This window comes from Qipengyuania citrea (assembly GCF_009828015.1).
GTDB lineage: Bacteria > Pseudomonadota > Alphaproteobacteria > Sphingomonadales > Sphingomonadaceae > Qipengyuania > Qipengyuania citrea.
On record NZ_WTYG01000002.1, the window covers coordinates 421,806 to 438,569 of the forward strand.

The window sequence follows — 16,764 nt, forward strand, 5'->3', positions numbered from 1 at the left end:
CGCATGCCCGTGTCGCTGACGCTGTTCCTCGCGGCGATGGCTGCCAGCCTGATGGTAAGCGGCGCCGCTGCCATCGCCGCGCTGCGCGAGCCGGCACTGGGGCTGAAACCGCTATGGGCACTGCTCGCGCTGACCGGGCTGGGCGGGGCGGCGCTGGTGCCGGCTGTGCCCGGCGCGCTTTACTGGTTTCTCGGCATGGCGCTCCCGACCGCCTCGTTCAGCGCCGCTGCCGGAAGCTGGCAGCCCGAAGTGCTGCGGGTGCTGTTCCCCTTCGGTGCGCTTGCGGTGCTCGTCCGGATCGCGGTTCACCGCCGGCGGCAACGGGTGTCTCGCGGACGGGATGGCGCGCTGGCCGGGCGCCGCTAGGCGACCGGTGCGATGCGCCGGCTGGCACCGCGCGGTTATGGGCACTAGCTAGTTTTCCAAACCGTCGTTACATGGGCCGCCACATTTCTCCCCCCGGCAGGCGATTCTCCACGTGGCACATTTCGACATCCCCCTCGGTCTTACTTTCGACGACGTGCTCCTGCGTCCTGCCGAGAGCGATATCCTGCCTTCGCTGGCGAACACCGCCACGCGGCTGACGCGCGATATCGGGCTCAGCATCCCGGTGGTGTCCAGTGCGATGGACACGGTGACCGAGGCCGACATGGCGATCGCCATGGCGCAGCTTGGCGGGATCGGCGTGCTGCACCGCAATCTCGAAGTCGACGAACAGGTCGCTGCCGTGCGCGCGGTCAAGCGCTATGAAAGCGGCATGGTGGTCAACCCGATCACCATCCACCCCGAAGCCACGCTGGGCGAAGCGCAGGACATCATGTCCGCCAACCGCATCAGCGGGATCCCCGTCACCGACCGCGGCGGCAAACTGGTCGGGATCCTGACCAATCGCGACGTGCGCTTTGCCGAAAATCCGCTTCAGCCGGTCAGCGAGCTGATGACGGTCGACAATCTCGCCACCGTGCCGCTGGGCACCGGGCAGGAGGAAGCGCGCCGCCTGCTGCACCAGCGCCGCATCGAGAAGCTGCTGGTGGTGGACGACAACGGCCGCTGCGTCGGGCTGATCACGGTCAAGGATATCGAGAAGGCGGTCGCCTATCCCGATGCCACGAAGGATGCGACCGGGCGGCTGCGCGTCGCCGCCGCGACCACGGTCGGCGACAAGGGGTTCGAGCGGACGCAGGCGCTGATCGACGCCGAAGTCGACGTGGTGGTGATCGATACCGCGCATGGCCACAACAAGGATGTCGCGCGCGCGGTCGAACGGGTGAAGAAGCTGTCGAACAGCGTGCAGGTGATCGCGGGCAATGTCGCGACCGCCGAAGCGACCCGGGCGCTCGCGGGGGCGGGCGCCGATGCGGTCAAGGTGGGCATCGGTCCGGGGTCGATCTGCACCACCCGCGTGGTCGCAGGCGTGGGCGTGCCGCAGATGACCGCCGTGATGGACAGCGCCGAGGCCGCCGAGGAATACGGCATCCCGGTCATCGCCGATGGCGGTCTGCGCGCGAGCGGCGATGCCGCCAAGGCGCTGGCTGCCGGCGCAAGCACGGTGATGGTCGGTTCGATGCTGGCCGGGACCGAGGAAGCGCCCGGCGAGACCTTCATCTACCAGGGTCGCAGCTACAAGGCCTATCGCGGTATGGGCAGCGTGGGCGCGATGGCGCGCGGCAGCGCCGACCGCTATTTCCAGGCCGATGTCAGCCAGCAGAAGCTGGTCCCCGAAGGGATCGAGGGGCAGGTCCCTTACAAGGGCCCTGCCGCGGCGGTCGTCCACCAGCTGGTCGGCGGGATCAAGGCGGCGATGGGCTATACCGGCAGCGCCACGATCGAGGATCTGCGCAAGCGCGCGCAATTCGTCCGGATCACCAATGCCGGGCTGGCCGAAAGCCATGTCCACGACGTGGCGATCACTCGCGAAGCGCCCAACTATCCGACGCGCTAGGCCATGACGCCCGCTGCCCGGGTCCAGACCGCGATCGAGCTGCTCGACCGGATCGTCGAGGCCGCGCGCGCAAAAGCCGCGCCCGCCGACCGGATCCTCGCCGAATGGTTCCGCAGCAACCGCTTTGCCGGGTCGAAGGACCGGCGGGCGATCCGCGAACTGGTCTATGCCGCGATCCGCGCCTGCGGCCCGGTCCCCGCGACCGGCCGCGCGGCGATGCTGCGGCTGGCGCAGGACGATCCGGCGATCGCGCCGCTGTTCGACGGATCGCACTACGGCCCCGCGCCGCTGGCCGACGACGAGCCGGTGGCCGAGGGCGGGGTCGCGCCGCGCTGGCTGGTCGACCGGCTCGCCGCCTCGGGTGTGGACGGCACCGATGCGGCTGCGTTGCTCGACCGGGCTCCGCTCGACTTGCGGGTCAACACGCTCAGGGCCGAGCGCGCCACGCTCGCCTTGCCCGAAGCCGCCGTGCCCACCGCCGCGCCGCATGGCTTGCGGCTCGCCACCGGCACCCCGGTCGAGCAATGGGACGCCTTCCGCGCGGGCGCGATCGAAGTGCAGGACACCGGCTCGCAGCTGGCTTGCCTCGCAGCGGCTGCACGGCCCGGCGAAACGGTGGTCGATCTATGCGCGGGCGGGGGTGGCAAGACGCTCGCGCTTGCAGCGGCGATGGACAACCAGGGACGGCTCGTCGCCTCCGATACCGATCGTGGCCGCCTGTCCCGGCTCGCCCCGCGGGCCGAACGGGCAGGCGCGACCTGCATCGAGACATTGCTGCTCGACCCCCGGCGCGAAATGGAAGCGCTCTCCGGATTGGCCGGACAGGCCGACGCGGTGCTGGTCGACGCCCCCTGTTCGGGCACGGGGACCTGGCGGCGCAATCCCGAAGCGCGCTGGCGGCTGGACGAGGCCGAACTGGCGCGGCTGGCCGAGCTGCAGGCCTATCTGCTCGACATCGCGGCGCAGCTCATCAAGCCGGGCGGCCGGGTGGTCTATGTCACCTGCTCGCTGCTCGACGAAGAGGGCGCGGGGCAGTTCGAAGCCTTCCTCGCGCGGCATCCGCAGCTGCAGCCGCAGGCCATGGCGCTGCCACTGGGGCAGGCGCGCGGGCAGGGGATCCGGCTCGCACCGGCGCATGACGGGACCGACGGATTTTTCATCGCCTGTGCAGGGTGAACGTGTTAGCCATTTAGATTATGGCTGATGTGCCACCTTTTCGACGGACGACCCCGCTGGAGACGATCATGCGTTTTGCCCCTGCCGCTGCTGCCCTTTCCCTGGCGCTGGCCGTGACATCGAGCGTTGGCTGGGCCGGGAACGACGCGCCCGAGCCGCGAGCGGGCGTGCTGATCGCCAAGGGCGAAACCGCGCTGGCGCAGGGCGATACGCAGGGGGCGATCGACGCCTTCGAAGCCGCCCTGGCAGTCGACCCGGGCCACACGCCCATCTTCCTGCGACTGGCCGAGGCCGCCCGCGCCGACGGGCTGCAGGGCAAGGCGATCCGCTATTACCGCGAAGCGCTGACGCGCGAGCCGCGCAATCTGGCCGCGATTGCGGGCGAGGGCGAGGCGCTGGTCGAAAAGGGCGCGGTCGAAATGGCTAAGGGCAGCCTGGCCAAGCTGGAATCGCTGTGCGGCGAAAGCTGCCCCGAAACACAGACGTTGTCGGCAACCATCGCGGCCGGTCCGCCGGCGCGGGTGCAAACCGCCGAAGCGCTGCTGCCCGACGCCGCGGTGCCGCAGTCGAACTGACCGGATACCCCGGCAGCGGTCGCCGCGGCGGGTCCGTCAGACCAGTTCGCGGAAAGCCTCGACCACCGCGCGATACACGCGTTTCTTGAACGGCACGATGAGGTCGGGAAGCTGTTCCGCCTCGACCCATTTCCAGTCGCAGAATTCGGGCGGATCATGCGCCTCGAGATCGATATCGGTATCGCTGCCCGCGAACCGCGCGAGGTACCAGACCTGCTCCTGCCCGCGGAAACGGCCGCCCCACAGCTTGCCGATCAGCTCTTCGGGCAGGTCGTAACGGATCGGTTCGTCCAGCGCCTTGAGGATGGTGACATGCTCGCTCCGCACGCCGGTTTCCTCGTGCAGTTCGCGCAGCGCGGCCTCGCGCAGGTCCTCGCCGTCATCGACGCCGCCCTGCGGCATCTGCCACCAGTCGCCTTCCTTGTTGTCGATCCGGCGGCCGACGAAGACCTTGCCGTCGCTGTTGACCAACATCACGCCCACGCAGGGACGGTAACCGAGCCCATCGCTCACCTGTATCGCTCCACCATCAGTTTCACGGCGTCGAGAAACGCCTCGAGATCCTTCTGTCCGCTCGGTATCGCTTTTCTCAGCGTGGTAAAGCCGTGAACGATGCCGGGGAACTCGAGAAACACGGTTTCCGTGCCGAGTTGCACCAGATGTGCGGCGTATTCCCGTCCCGAATCGCGTAGCGGGTCGAGTCCGGCGGTGCACACCACGGTCGGCGGCGTGTCGGCACAGTCGCCCACCATCGGCGTGTGCCGCGGGTCGCTCGCATCGCCGCCATATTGCGAGGTGAACCAGGCCATCGCCGCGCCGGTCAGCAGGAAGCCCTCGGCGAACATCGCCAGGCTCCGGTGCTGGCTCAGATCGCTGGCGACGGGGTAGATCGGCGCCTGGACGATCACGGGGACATCGGCGGGCTCGTTGGTCAGCTGGTTGGTGGTGACGATCGTCAGATTGCCGCCCGCGCTGTCGCCGGTGATGACCAGCCCGGTGATCTCGCGCCCCAGTTCGGCAGGCGAGGAAGCGAGCCAGCGCGCGGCCGCTTCGCAATCGTCGGGCGCAGCGGGGAAGGGGTGTTCGGGGGCTAGCCGGTAGTCGACCGAGACCACCGGCAGGTCGAGATGGTGCGCGATCTCGGTGCACAGCGCATTGTACACTTCCAGATCGCCGATGACGAAGCCGCCGCCGTGGAAGAACAGCACGCAGGGCCCGGGTTCGCGCTCTGCGCGCGGATCGTAGAAGCGCAGCGGGATCGGGCCGGCGAGACCGGGGCAGGCGAGGTCCTTCTGCACCGCCATCGCACGCGGCTCGGCTTCGGCCAGGGCGCCCATGGCGCGCATCTGTTCGCGGCCTTCCTGTGCGCCGACCTCTTCGACACCCTTGCCGCCCATCGCTTCGAGCATGTCGAGGAAGCCGCGCACGTCGTCGCGGACATAATGTTCTGTATCGGCCATGTCGTTCTCTCTCCAAAATCCGTTGCGTTTTGGAACTTAGCGTGTTTGGAGCGCTTTTCCATGAGGCTTTTTCGGCCTAGCAGAGAAACTTCATTGCGAGAGAATGGGGCGCGGCCTAGGTGGCGCTTCCAATTGGAAACGGCGCCGCCGGTTGGTGGCGCAGACAAGGATGACCCGGATGGCTACAGCCGCCACGGCGCCGCAGGACGGCCTCCCCGAAACCCCCGAAAGCGTGGTCGTACGCTTCGCCGGCGACTCCGGCGACGGCATGCAGCTGACCGGTGGGCAGTTCACGCTGTCGACCGCGCTCGCGGGGAACGACCTGGCCACCTTCCCCGATTTCCCCGCGGAAATCCGCGCGCCGCAGGGCACGCTGTTCGGCGTTTCCGCGTTCCAGATCAATTTCGGCAGCCGCGAAATCAACACCGCGGGCGACGCGCCCGACGTGCTCGTGGCGATGAACCCCGCCGCGCTGAAGGTGAACCTCGCCGCGCTCAAGCCCGGCGGGCTGATCATCGCCGATACCGGCGCCTTCACCAAGCGTAACCTCGAGAAGGCGAAATACGACGCCAATCCGCTCGAAGATGGCAGCCTGGGCAAGTTCGACCTGCTGGCCTTCGACATCAGCGAGAAGACGATCGAGGCGGTCAAGCCCTACGGCCTTGGCAACAAGGACGCGCTGCGGTCGAAGAACATGTGGACGCTGGGCCTTGCGCTGTGGATGTTCGATCGTCCGCGCGACCCGATCCACGACTGGCTGAAGAGCAAGTTCAAGTCCAAGCCCGAGATCGCCGATGCCAATATCGCGGCGCTCGACGCGGGGCATGCCTATGGCGAAACGGCGGAACTCGCGGGGCCGCTGAAGCAGGTCCATATCGATCCGGTTCCGTCCAAGCCCGGCCTCTATCGCACCGTCACCGGTGCCGAAGCGGTCAGCCTGGGGCTGGTTGCCGGCGCGCAGCTGGCCGAACTGCCGATGTTCTTCGGCGGTTATCCGATCACGCCGGCTTCCGCGATCCTGCACCACCTTGCGCGGCTCAAGGAATTCGACGTCACCACCTTCCAGGCGGAAGACGAGATCGCTGCGGTCTGCGCCGCGATCGGCGCCAGCTATGCGGGCAGCCTCGGCGTGACCAGTTCGTCGGGCCCGGGGATCGCGCTCAAGACCGAAGCGATCGGGCTCGGCATCATGACCGAACTGCCGCTGGTTATCGTCAATTCGCAGCGCGGTGGCCCTTCGACCGGCCTGCCGACCAAGACCGAGCAGAGCGATCTCTACCAGGCGGTCTACGGCCGCAACGGCGATGCACCGATGCCGGTGATCGCCGCCAGCAGCCCGTCGGACGCGTTCGATGTCGCAATCGAGGCCTGCCGCATCGCGGTGCAGTACATGACCCCGGTGATGCTGCTGACCGACGGTTATATCGCCAATGCCGCCGAACCGTGGAAGGTGCCCGACCCGGCCAGCTACACGCCGTTCCCGGCCAGTTTCCTGACCGAAAAGAACGCGCAGGACGACGAGGGCGAGGGTGTCTTCCTGCCTTACAAGCGCGACGCCAAGGGCGCGCGCCCCTGGGTCAAGCCGGGTACGCCGGGGCTGATGCACCGCATCGGCGGGATCGAGAAGCACGAGCTGACCGGCAATATCGACTATTCGCCCGACAATCACCAGCGCATGACCGATGCGCGCAAGAACAAGATCGAAGGCATCGCCGTGCCCGACCAGGAGGTCTGCCTCGGCGAGACTTCGGGCAAGCTTGCGGTGGTCGGCTGGGGTTCGACCTATGGCCCGATTCACCGCGCGGTCGACAATGCGCGCCGAAAGGGGCTCGATGTCAGCCATATCCACGTTCGCCATATCTGGCCGATGCCGGCGAATCTCGGCGACCTGCTCCGCAGCTTCGAACACGTGCTCGTGCCCGAAATGAACACCGGGCAGTTCAAGACCGTGCTGCGCGACCAGTTCCTCGTCGATGCCGTACCGCTGACCAAGACCAGCGGCCAGCCGTTCCAGATTGCCGAGCTCGAAGAGGCCATCGGCAAGTATTTCGATGGTATCGATGGCAATGAAGGCGGGCAGGTTTCGGTCAATGACGACCAGCTGCCGCATCTGGAAACCGGACATGACGACGGCTCGCTGAAAGACCAGGCCTCGCCGCAATCGCAGGAGCACAGCTCGTGAACGCACCAGTGAAAATCGAAACCACGCTCAAGGACTGGGAAACCGACCAGGAAGTCCGCTGGTGCCCGGGTTGCGGGGACTATGCGATCCTCAAGGCGGTGCAGCGCACGCTGCCGCAGCTGGGCGCGGACCCGGCCAACACCGTCTTCATCAGCGGGATCGGCTGTTCGAGCCGCTTCCCCTATTACGTCGAAAGCTACGGCTTCCACACGATCCACGGCCGTGCGCCCGCGTTCGCCACGGGCGCGAAGCTCGCCAATCCCGATCTCGACATCTGGCTGGTGACCGGCGACGGCGACGGCCTGTCGATCGGCGGCAACCATCTGATGCACGTCCTTCGCCGGAACGTGAACATGCAGATCATGCTGTTCAACAACGAGATCTACGGTCTCACCAAGGGCCAAGCCTCGCCCACCAGCCGCGAGGGCACCAAGTCGCCCTCGACCCCGATCGGCAGCTACGACCATCCCGCCCGTCCCGCCGCATTCGCGCTGGGCGCCGGGGCGCGCTTCGTCGGCCGCGGTTTCGACGTGTCGAAGCACCTGCCGGATGTGCTCAAGGCCGCCCATGCACACGAAGGCGCAGCCTTCATCGAGATCTTCCAGAACTGCATCGTCTACAACAAGGACGTGTTCAACGATTTCGCCGCCCCCAAGGGCGCCGAAGACCAGCAGCTGTGGCTCGAAAACGGCAAGCCGATGCTGTTCGCGAAGGATGCCAGGGGCATTGCGCTCAACCGCGACACGCTCAACCTCGAAGTGGTCGATGTCGTCGATGGCGACTGGGAAGCCGCGGGGGTGATCGTCCACGACGTCACCAACCGCTCGATCGCGCACATGCTCGTCGAGATGCCCTTCGGCCCGTTCCCGATGGCGCTGGGCGTGCTGTACGACGATCCGCGCCCGACCTTCGAGGCTGCTGTGCTGGCAGAAAAGGCCGCCGCAAGCGCGGGCAAGGAGGCCAATCTGGCCAAACTGCTGGGCCAGGGCCAGACCTGGACCGTCGACGGGACCGCGCAAGACCCGGTCTGACGCATCCGGCAATCGGTTTCGCGCGAGGCGGACCGATTGCGGTGCGGCTTCGTTGGTTGGACATTCCCCTGCCGCCGGCAGGACGTTCAACCAATGGAGGACACATGACCATTCTGAAGAAAACGACCGCGCTTTCCACGCTTGCCCTGGCGCTTGCCGCTTGCGGGGACGACGTCGCCGAAGATCCGGTGGTCGGCAGCGAAATGGCCGATGTCGAGACCGCCGCGACTGCCGAATACGACCCGATGACGCGCGACTACGCGCTCTCGGACGACGCGCAGACGCGCCGCGACGCATTCGACGCGGATGCGTTTCGCAGCGAATATGACGGCTACCGCGACGAGGTTGCGGCGGAGCAGGTCGCAAATGCCGACGAGGCAGCGACCGCAGCCGACATGAGCGAGGACGAGCGGAACGAAATGGAAGCCGCCTCGCAGGAGCGCGACGCGGACACCAACATGCGGCGGCGCGAGAACATGACCTGGGGTTATCTCGACCGGAACGACGACGACCAGCTTTCGGTCGCCGAATATGCGATCTGGGCGATCCCGCTCGATCCGCAGCATGAAGCGCTCAACGACCAGGGCGAGCCCGAGCTGAAGGCGGAAACGATCAACAAGGCCGCCGACAGCTTTTTCTATTACGATACCGACGGCGACACCTATCTCGACCGGCGCGAATTCACGTCCGCCCGCCGCGGCGAAAACTTCGATTCCTGATTCTCGGGCAATCGGCTGGACAAGGGCGGCGGGGCAACCTGCCGCCCTTTCCTTTTGGGCGGGGCGGGCTATCACTCGCGCGCAATGGACAATCTCACACACAGCCTCGTCGGGGCATTGATCGGGCAGGCGGGGCTCAAGCGGAAGACCGGGCTGGCAATGCCCGCGCTGATCATCGGCGCGAATCTGCCCGATGTCGATGCGGCCTGTTTCTTCTGGCTCGACGGGGTCGAACACCTCGGCTTCCGCCGCGGCATCACGCATGGTCCGCCCGCCATGCTGCTGCTGCCGCTGATGCTGGCGGGCCTGCTCTACGGCTTCGACCGCTGGCAGGCGAAACGCGGCAAGCGCCCGGAGGCACGGCTCCCGGTCAGCTTCAAGTGGCTCTACGCGCTAGCGCTGCTCGGCTGCCTGACGCATCCCGCGCTCGACTGGCTCAATGTCTACGGCATCCGTTTGCTCGAGCCGTTTTCCTCGCGCTGGTTCTACGGCGACACGCTGTTCATCATCGATATCTGGCTGTGGCTGCTGATGGGCTTTGCCACATGGTTCTCGCTCCGGCGGCAAAAGCGGGGTGGGGAGTGGCGCAGGCCGGCACGCGCGGCGCTCGCGGCGGCGCTCGCCTATATCGGGCTCAACGCCGTGATCACCGCGGCCGACGAAAACGCGCTCGACGCCAGCCCGACCGGCACCGCAACCGTGATCGCCAGCCCGGTGCCGTTCAACCCGCTCGCGCGCGAGATGATCAGCGGCGGCAACGGGCTGTACACGCTCGGCGAAGACACCACGCTGCCCGGGGTCCCGCTCGACCGGTGCGATCTGGCAGCGGTGCGGGCAGGCGATAGCGCGGTCGACGCTTTCCTGTTCTGGGCACGCACCCCGCTGATCGAGCCGCGCGAGGATGGCTCGCTGTGGCTGCGTGATGCGCGCTTCTACGATCCGCGGGTCGGCGATCGCTTTTCGGTCGAACTGCCCGCGGGGGTCTGCCCCGGCGTGCAAACGGAACCCACGCCAGCACCCGGCGGTTAGAACGGCATGACTGCACCCCACATCGTCTGGCTGCGGCGCGATCTGCGCATGGCCGATCATCCCGCGTTGTATGCCGCCGCGCAAGCCGGACCCGTCATTCCGGTCTACGTCCTCGACGACGACCGCGCGGGCGACCATGCCTATGGCGGGGCGTCGAAGGTCTGGCTGCATCATTCGCTCGACGGCCTCGGCAAGAGCTATGGCGCGCGCAATTCGCGGATCGTGCTGCGCCGGGGCGACGCCCCGCAGGTGCTTGCCGCGCTGGCCGACGAAACCGGCGCCACCTGCATCCACGCGATGCGCCACTACGAGCCATGGTGGAAGGAAGCCGAAGACGAGCTGCGCGACGCACTTGCGGGTTTGGGGGGTGAGGAGCGCAGACTGTGCCTCTACGATGGGAATTACCTGCTTCCCCCGGGCAGCGTGACCACCGGGTCGGGCGATCCCTACAAGATCTACACCCCGTTTGCGAAATCCATGCTGGAGGTTATGCCTCCGCGCGACCCACTGCCCGTGCCGGAAACGCTGTCGTCGCCCGATAGCTGGCCCGACAGCGACGAACTGGCTGATTGGTCGCTCCTACCCACGAAGCCCGACTGGGCCGGCGGTATTCGCGAATTCTGGGACTTCGGCGAACAGGCGGCGCATGACCGGCTCGATTGGTGGGCCGATGTGGTGGGCGAGTACGACGAGGGCCGCAATCTCCCGTCCGAAGACACCACCTCCCGCCTCTCGCCGCATCTGCATTGGGGCGAGATCAGCCCCGCGCAGGTCTGGCACAGGCTGAAAGACAACCGCAGCGACGGCTGGAAGACCTTCGCCAAGGAAGTGATCTGGCGCGATTATGCGCAGAACGTGATCGACCAGTTCCCCGACTACCCGCGCGAAAGCTACCGTGACTACGACGAGCGCACGCTGTGGCGGAACCCCAATGCGGGGCATCTGATCGCGCAGGACTTCGCGTGCTGGCAGAAAGGCATGACCGGCTATCCGGTGGTCGATGCGGGCATGCGGCAGCTGTGGCAGACCGGCTGGATGCACAACCGCGTGCGGATGATCTGCGCCAGCTTTCTGGTGAAGCACCTGCTGATCGACTGGCGCTTCGGCGAACAGTGGTACTGGGACTGCCTCGTCGATGCCGATTACGGCAACAACGGCGTCAACTGGCAGTGGATTTCGGGCACCGGGGTCGACAGCAACATGTTCGTGCGCATCATGGCCCCGCTGACGCAGAGCGAGAAGTTCGACGCGGCAGGCTATATCCGTGAATATGTCCCCGAACTGGCCGGGCTTGGCGATGACGAGATCCACGATCCTCCCGAAGACCGGCGCGGCGATTACCCGGCCAAGGTGATCGGCCACCGCGAAGCGCGCGAGCGCGCGCTGGAAGCCTATCGCAGCGCGAAGGGCTGATCCGCCGCCGCGGCGCATCGGTGCATGCCGCGGGCTTGTGAACGACAGATCGCCGAGCCATAGCGCGAACGATGGATATGCCGACCACCTCCCGCGGGCGCGAGCTTGTCGCCGGATCGCAGCGTTTCGTTCGCAGGCCCGGTCTGGTCGCGCGGCTGGTGGCGCCCGGCATCGGCAAGATCATCGACCGGATCGACCGGGCACTGGTCAGCGGCGCGATCCATGCCACGCTGCCCGACGGCATGCGGCGCACCGTCGGCGGGCGTTCGCCGGGCTTCGAATGCACGGTCGAACTGCGCAGCTGGAACGCGCTGGTGCGGCTGGCCAGCAATGGGTCGGTCGGCTGGTACCAGGCTTGGGAAGCCGGCGAATGGTGGAGCCCGGATCCGGTGCCGCTGTTCGCCCTGTTCATGCAGCATGCGCAGCACCTGGGCGATACCGCGCGGGCCAAGGGGCCGTTCCGTCACGCGCTGAAGCTGGCGCATCTGTTCAATCGCAACACCCCGCAGGGCGCGCAGAAGAACATCAGCGCGCATTACGATCTGGGCAATGATTTCTACGCTGCCTGGCTCGACCCGACGATGAGCTATTCCTCGGCGCTGGCCCCGGCGGACGACGGGCTGGAGGCGGCACAGCGGCGCAAGTGCGGTGCGCTTGCCGGCCGGATCGGGGAGGCGCCCAGCGTGCTCGAAATCGGCTGCGGCTGGGGCGCGCTGGCGGCAAGCCTGGCCGCACAGGGCCGCAGGGTGACCGCGATCAGCCTGTCCGACGAGCAATTGGAGTGGGCGCGCAGCCATCACCCGGACGTGGCCGAGTTCCGCAAGCAGGATTACCGCGACTGCGACGGCCGCTACGACGCCATTGTCAGCGCCGAAATGGTCGAGGCGCTGGGCCGCGAATACTGGCCGACCTTCATGGACTGCATCGCACGCAATTTGCGCGCCGGGGGCCGCGCGGCGATCCAGTATATCTCGATCCGCGACTATCTGTTCGACGCCTATGCGCGAAGTGCGGATTTCATCCAGGCCTATATCTTCCCAGGCGGGCTGCTGATCCGCACCAGCGAATTTCGCCGCCTTGCCGAGGAACGCGGACTTGCATGGCAGGACCAGCACGATTTCGGCCACGATTATGCCGATACGCTGCTGCACTGGCGCCGGAACTTCGATAGGGCGGTGGCGGAGGATCGCCTGCCGCAGGGTTTCGATCGGGAATTCTGCGACTTGTGGCGATATTATCTGATGTATTGCGAAGGCGGGTTCCGCGGGGGCGGGATCGACGTCCACCAGGTTACACTGGTGAAAGAGGGAGAGAAATGATGCGCGGACTTATGATTTCGGTGGCGGCACTGGCGCTGGCCGGCTGCGGCACGGCCTATGGCGATGCTGGCACCGCCACGGCGACGGCGGTTCCGCCGCCTGCAATGACCCAGTCGATGCCTGAGCAGATGGCCAGCCTCGATCCCAGCGACTCGATCCTGTTCTGGAGTGAAGAGCGCCGCTCGGCAGTATTCCGCGACATGGAAGGATCGTTCCCCGGGCTCGAGGTCGCGCCTGCCAGTACGGTTCGCGAATTGCCGCGCAGCGCAGCGCCGCTGCCTGCCTCGCTGCAGGCCGAACTGCGCGAATACATGGCCGAAACGCAGGCTGCCGGCCTCATGGTGCTCAAGGACGGCGAAGTGCTGTTCGAGGATTACGGTCTGGGTTTCGGCCCGACCGGACGCTGGACCAGCTTCTCGGTCGCCAAGAGCTTCACGTCCACGCTGCTGGGGGCGGCGATCGCCGATGGTGCGATTGCCAGTGTCGACACGCCGGTAACCGAGATCATCCCCGCACTGGCGGGCACCGCCTATGACGGCGTCAGCGTCGGCCAGATCGCCACCATGACCTCGGGCGTGGCATGGAACGAGGATTACACCGATCCCGACAGCGACGTTGCCAAGATGCTGGCGGTTGCCCCGGTTGCGGGCGAATCGCAGGCGGTCACCTACGCGCGCACGCTGACGCGCGAGGCGCCCGCTGGCGAAAAGTGGGTCTACAAAACGCTCGAAACCAATCTGCTCGGGCTGATCGTCGAACAGGCGACCGGCCAGTCGCTGGCCGCCTATGCCGCGGAAAAGATCGTCGAACCCGCGGGCTTCGAAGGTGGCCTGTTCTGGATGCAGGACCTCACCGGCGGCAACATCGGTGGCTGTTGCCTGTCGCTGCGGCTGGCCGACTATGCGCGCATGGGCCAGTTCGCGCTGGAGGGCGGGGCGGGCACCGTACCCGCAGGCTGGTTCGCCACCGCCGGTTCGCCGCTGGTTGACTTCGCACCGCAGGCGCCCGGCTTCGGCTATGGGTACCAGTGGTGGACCTATCCCGGCGGCATGTATGGCGCGCAGGGCATCTTCGGCCAGGCGATCACCATCGTCCCGCAGGAACAACTGGTGGTGGCCGTGGTCAGCAATTGGGAAACCGCGACCAGCAGCGCGAACCGCGACGGCTTTCGCGCTCTGATCGGCAAGATCGTCGCGGCGGCTGAGTAACCGGCCGGTGGCGGCGTCCCGGCAAGGGCTACGCCGTCACCACCTGACCGGAATGGGCGTTCAGAAAGGGCGCTGGTAGCTCGGGTCGCCGAACCGCGCGAGGATGCTGTCATGCACCAGCGGGCTCAGCAATTCGCTGAACGCGCATCCGACCATGCTCTTTTCCCACCACACGACCTGCGCCTGGAGCGATTCGAGTCCGGGCATGGTCAGCCAGCACAGCTGCCCTTCGTGCATGCGGTTGAGCGCAGCGGCGGAAAAGCCGGATACCGACAGGTCGTGGACGACCGTCTGGAAGGCGCGGCCGCCGCTCGCGCGCAACTGGCCGGGAATGGCCAGCTTCGCGCGCGGCGCGCTGCGATCTTCCTGCGCGGCGAGTGAATAGCGATCCTGCGACTGGTGGATCATGGCGGCGCCCCTTTTCGATCTGTCCCGCTTGGTCCTGGCGCGCATTCGGGCGCGCAGGCAGCGGATATGATCGATCAAGGTGGCCAAGGCGTTCCCGGACTTGGTTAACTCAGGCTTCGACCCGTTCGCGGTGGAACCCGTCGAAGCCCTCGACCAGCAATTGGGTGAGCCGTTCCGCCACGGTTTCGGGCGGTTTGACCGTCTGCGGGTCTTCCCCCGGATAGGCCTTGGCGCGCATGGCCGTGCGCGTGGCGCCCGGATCGACCAGCGCGACGCGCACCTTCGAGGTCTTCTCGACCTCCTGCGCATAGCTTTCGAGCAGGTTGTCGAACGCCGCCTTGGTCGTGCCATAGGCCGCCCAATAGGCGCGCGGGCTCGCCCCGACGCTGCTGGTCAGGCCGATCACGCGGCCCGCTTCGGCGCGTTTGAGCAACGGGTCGAAATTGGCGAGCAGCGCCTGGGTCGAGAGGAAATTGACCGTCAGCGCCTGGCTCAGCTGCTTGCCGTCGATCTGCGTGACCGGGGTCAGCGCGGGGAGGTAGGCGGCTGCGGCGACGAGCACGTCGAGCTTGTCCCAGCGGCTGGCAATTGCCGAAGCGAGCCGCGCGATCCCGTCGCTTTCGGCCAGATCGACCGGTGCGATGGTGGAAGCGCCGCCAGCGGCATGAATCGTGTCCTCGACCGCTTCGAGCGCGCGTACGTCGCGCCCGGTGAGCACCACATGGGCGCCGGCTGCGGCCAGCGCCTGCGCGGTAGCGGCGCCGATTCCCTTGCTCGCCCCGGTGACCAGGGCCAGGCGGTTGTCGAGCGGTTTCGTCATCAGGCGACCTGTTCGGGAGGGAAGGAAAGCTGCTGCTGCTTGTCGTCGCGCCGGGCGAGATCGGTCAGCGAAGTGGGATAATCGCCGGTGAAGCAGGCATCGCAGAACTGCGGGCAGGCGGCATCGCGCGGCTTTTCGCCGACCGCGCGGTACAGCCCGTCGATCGAGACGAAGGCGAGGCTGTCGGCCCGGATGAATTCGCGCATCGGTTCGACGTCCATCCGCGCGGCGAGCAGCTTGCTGCGCTCGGGCGTGTCGACGCCGTAGAAGCAGCTGTGCGCGGTGGGCGGGCTGGCGACGCGGAAATGCACTTCGGTGGCCCCGGCCTCGCGCATCATTTCGACGATCTGCAGGCTGGTGGTGCCGCGCACGATGCTGTCGTCGATCAGGACGATGCGCTTGCCTTCGACCAGCGCGCGGTTGGCATTGTGCTTGCGCTTGACGCCGGCGTGGCGCGCGCCGTCGCTCGGCTGGATGAAGGTGCGGCCGACATAGTGCGAGCGGATGATCCCCAGTTCGAACGGGATCCCCGCTTCCTGCGCATAGCCGATGGCCGCGGGCACGCCGCTGTCGGGCACGGGAATGACCAGATCGGCCTCGACTGGAGTCTCGCGCGCAAGCTCGGCGCCGATCGCTTTGCGCGCAGCATAGATACTGCGCCCGTCGAACACCGAATCCGGGCGGCTGAAATAGACATGCTCGAAGATGCAGGGCCGCGCCGAATGGTTGCCGAAGGGATGCAGCGAATCGACATTGCCGTCGAAATCGACCTTGATTACTTCGCCGGGTTCGACCTGGCGGACGAATTCGGCGCCGACGACGTCGAAGGCGACGGTCTCCGACGCGAACAGCGTGGCATCGCCGATCCGGCCCATCTGCAGCGGACGGATGCCCAGCGGATCGCGGCAGGCGATCATGCCCTCCGGCGTCATGACGATCAGCGCATAGGCGCCTTCGAGCAGCCGCAGCGCATCGATCAGCCGGTCCATGATCGTAGGATATCGGCTGGTGGCGACGAGGTGGATAATGACCTCGGTATCGCTGGTCGACTGGAAGATCGACCCGCGCCGCACGAGGTCCTCGCGCAGCATGCCCGCGTTCGAAATATTGCCATTGTGCGCTACTGCAAAACCGCCGCTGGCGAGGTCGGCATAGAGCGGCTGGATATTGCGCAGGCCCGACCCGCCGGTGGTCGAATAGCGGACATGGCCCGCCGCCATCATGCCGGGCAGTTCGGCGATCGCTTCCTGACTGGAGAAATTCTCCGCCACATGGCCGAGCCCGCGGCGGGTGTAGAATTCGGCCCCGTCGAAGCTGGTGATGCCCGCGGCTTCCTGCCCGCGATGCTGCAATGCATGGAGGCCGAGCGCGGTGACGGCGGAGGCATCGGTCGCATTGACCGCGCCGAACACGCCGCACTCTTCGCGCAACTTGTCGCCATCCTCGTCTAGAAACGGGTGCGTGAGGTTCATCGAAAGGCCT

The 16,764-nt window shown here is 66.9% G+C and carries 16 protein-coding genes; 11 read left to right on the plus strand and 5 right to left on the minus strand.

Translation table 11 applies throughout. The features are described from left to right. The first annotated feature begins 3 nt into the window (after positions 1-3). The 4 genes from GRI55_RS07570 (at position 4) to GRI55_RS07585 (ending at position 3,693) form a co-directional block, all read left to right on the plus strand. Positions 4-366 carry a hypothetical protein gene (locus GRI55_RS07570; RefSeq protein WP_160766718.1) on the plus strand — a complete coding sequence of 121 codons (363 nt, stop codon included), beginning with the start codon at positions 4-6 and terminating at the stop codon, positions 364-366. 112 nt (positions 367-478) lie between these two features. Then, complete coding sequence (gene guaB, locus GRI55_RS07575) at positions 479-1,942, plus strand: IMP dehydrogenase (protein ID WP_050601162.1); 1,464 nt, start codon at positions 479-481, stop codon at positions 1,940-1,942. Between the two features lie 3 nt (positions 1,943-1,945). Next, positions 1,946-3,118 (plus strand): RsmB/NOP family class I SAM-dependent RNA methyltransferase, encoded by a 1,173-nt coding sequence (locus GRI55_RS07580; protein WP_160766719.1) that lies wholly within the window; start codon positions 1,946-1,948, stop codon positions 3,116-3,118. Between the two features lie 68 nt (positions 3,119-3,186). Next, positions 3,187-3,693, plus strand: a complete 507-nt coding sequence (locus GRI55_RS07585) for a tetratricopeptide repeat protein (RefSeq protein ID WP_156488860.1) — start codon at positions 3,187-3,189, stop codon at positions 3,691-3,693. Between the two features lie 36 nt (positions 3,694-3,729). Here GRI55_RS07585 and GRI55_RS07590 read toward each other — a convergent pair whose 3' ends face one another. Both GRI55_RS07590 and GRI55_RS07595 read right to left on the minus strand, forming a co-directional pair. After that, the gene (locus GRI55_RS07590; RefSeq protein WP_082835416.1) at positions 3,730-4,206 is read right to left on the minus strand and encodes an RNA pyrophosphohydrolase; all 477 of its coding nucleotides are present in this window, start codon (positions 4,204-4,206) and stop codon (positions 3,730-3,732) included. Beyond that, entirely contained in the window at positions 4,203-5,153 is a 951-nt protein-coding gene (locus GRI55_RS07595) for an alpha/beta hydrolase (protein WP_160766720.1), read from the minus strand. Before GRI55_RS07595 ends, GRI55_RS07590 begins: the two co-directional genes overlap by 4 nt. A 178-nt stretch (positions 5,154-5,331) precedes the next feature. On the opposite strand from GRI55_RS07595, the gene GRI55_RS07600 reads away from it, so the two are divergent. From GRI55_RS07600 to GRI55_RS07630, 7 genes are all read left to right on the plus strand, one after another. Further along, positions 5,332-7,335, plus strand: coding sequence for a 2-oxoacid:acceptor oxidoreductase subunit alpha (locus GRI55_RS07600; RefSeq protein ID WP_063506096.1), 2,004 nt, complete (start codon positions 5,332-5,334; stop codon positions 7,333-7,335). Next, entirely contained in the window at positions 7,332-8,366 is a 1,035-nt protein-coding gene (locus GRI55_RS07605; RefSeq protein WP_160766721.1) for a 2-oxoacid:ferredoxin oxidoreductase subunit beta, read from the plus strand. Before GRI55_RS07600 ends, GRI55_RS07605 begins: the two co-directional genes overlap by 4 nt. A 104-nt stretch (positions 8,367-8,470) precedes the next feature. After that, positions 8,471-9,085 (plus strand): hypothetical protein, encoded by a 615-nt coding sequence (locus GRI55_RS07610; RefSeq protein WP_160766722.1) that lies wholly within the window; start codon positions 8,471-8,473, stop codon positions 9,083-9,085. Positions 9,086-9,169: 84 nt separating this feature from the next. Further along, positions 9,170-10,114, plus strand: coding sequence for a metal-dependent hydrolase (locus GRI55_RS07615; protein ID WP_160766723.1), 945 nt, complete (start codon positions 9,170-9,172; stop codon positions 10,112-10,114). 6 nt (positions 10,115-10,120) lie between these two features. Continuing rightward, entirely contained in the window at positions 10,121-11,527 is a 1,407-nt protein-coding gene (locus GRI55_RS07620; RefSeq protein ID WP_160766724.1) for a cryptochrome/photolyase family protein, read from the plus strand. A gap of 71 nt (positions 11,528-11,598) precedes the next feature. Next, entirely contained in the window at positions 11,599-12,846 is a 1,248-nt protein-coding gene (locus tag GRI55_RS07625) for an SAM-dependent methyltransferase (RefSeq protein ID WP_160766725.1), read from the plus strand. Continuing rightward, positions 12,846-14,054: a serine hydrolase domain-containing protein gene (locus tag GRI55_RS07630; RefSeq protein WP_160767049.1), complete on the plus strand. Its 1,209-nt coding sequence runs from the start codon at positions 12,846-12,848 to the stop codon at positions 14,052-14,054. The genes GRI55_RS07625 and GRI55_RS07630 overlap by 1 nt, the downstream gene beginning before the upstream one ends. Before the next feature lie 60 nt (positions 14,055-14,114). Here GRI55_RS07630 and GRI55_RS07635 read toward each other — a convergent pair whose 3' ends face one another. The 3 genes from GRI55_RS07635 to purF all read right to left on the minus strand — a co-directional run bounded on the left by GRI55_RS07635 (position 14,115) and on the right by purF (position 16,754). Further along, positions 14,115-14,462 carry a PilZ domain-containing protein gene (locus tag GRI55_RS07635; protein WP_050601172.1) on the minus strand — a complete coding sequence of 116 codons (348 nt, stop codon included), beginning with the start codon at positions 14,460-14,462 and terminating at the stop codon, positions 14,115-14,117. A 109-nt stretch (positions 14,463-14,571) separates the two neighbouring features. Continuing rightward, a complete protein-coding gene (locus tag GRI55_RS07640; RefSeq protein ID WP_063512984.1) occupies positions 14,572-15,282 on the minus strand; it encodes an SDR family NAD(P)-dependent oxidoreductase in 711 nt (236 codons plus the stop codon). Further along, on the minus strand, positions 15,282-16,754 hold the full coding sequence (gene purF, locus GRI55_RS07645) for an amidophosphoribosyltransferase (protein WP_050601174.1): 1,473 nt from the start codon (positions 16,752-16,754) through the stop codon (positions 15,282-15,284). Before purF ends, GRI55_RS07640 begins: the two co-directional genes overlap by 1 nt. Between the last annotated feature and the right edge of the window lie 10 nt (positions 16,755-16,764).

Bases quoted from the DNA above. Each gene is read 5' to 3' on its own strand.
- GRI55_RS07600 (WP_063506096.1), top strand. From the start codon at position 5,332: ATGGCTACAGCCGCCACGGCGCCGCAGGACGGCCTCCCCGAAACCCCC.
- GRI55_RS07595 (WP_160766720.1), bottom strand. From the start codon at position 5,153: ATGGCCGATACAGAACATTATGTCCGCGACGACGTGCGCGGCTTCCTC.
- GRI55_RS07615 (WP_160766723.1), top strand. From the start codon at position 9,170: ATGGACAATCTCACACACAGCCTCGTCGGGGCATTGATCGGGCAGGCG.
- GRI55_RS07570 (WP_160766718.1), top strand. From the start codon at position 4: ATGCCCGTGTCGCTGACGCTGTTCCTCGCGGCGATGGCTGCCAGCCTG.
- GRI55_RS07630 (WP_160767049.1), top strand. From the start codon at position 12,846: ATGCGCGGACTTATGATTTCGGTGGCGGCACTGGCGCTGGCCGGCTGC.
- GRI55_RS07585 (WP_156488860.1), top strand. From the start codon at position 3,187: ATGCGTTTTGCCCCTGCCGCTGCTGCCCTTTCCCTGGCGCTGGCCGTG.
- GRI55_RS07640 (WP_063512984.1), bottom strand. From the start codon at position 15,282: ATGACGAAACCGCTCGACAACCGCCTGGCCCTGGTCACCGGGGCGAGC.
- GRI55_RS07580 (WP_160766719.1), top strand. From the start codon at position 1,946: ATGACGCCCGCTGCCCGGGTCCAGACCGCGATCGAGCTGCTCGACCGG.
- GRI55_RS07625 (WP_160766725.1), top strand. From the start codon at position 11,599: ATGGATATGCCGACCACCTCCCGCGGGCGCGAGCTTGTCGCCGGATCG.
- GRI55_RS07620 (WP_160766724.1), top strand. From the start codon at position 10,121: ATGACTGCACCCCACATCGTCTGGCTGCGGCGCGATCTGCGCATGGCC.
- GRI55_RS07610 (WP_160766722.1), top strand. From the start codon at position 8,471: ATGACCATTCTGAAGAAAACGACCGCGCTTTCCACGCTTGCCCTGGCG.
- GRI55_RS07635 (WP_050601172.1), bottom strand. From the start codon at position 14,462: ATGATCCACCAGTCGCAGGATCGCTATTCACTCGCCGCGCAGGAAGAT.
- purF (WP_050601174.1), bottom strand. From the start codon at position 16,754: ATGAACCTCACGCACCCGTTTCTAGACGAGGATGGCGACAAGTTGCGC.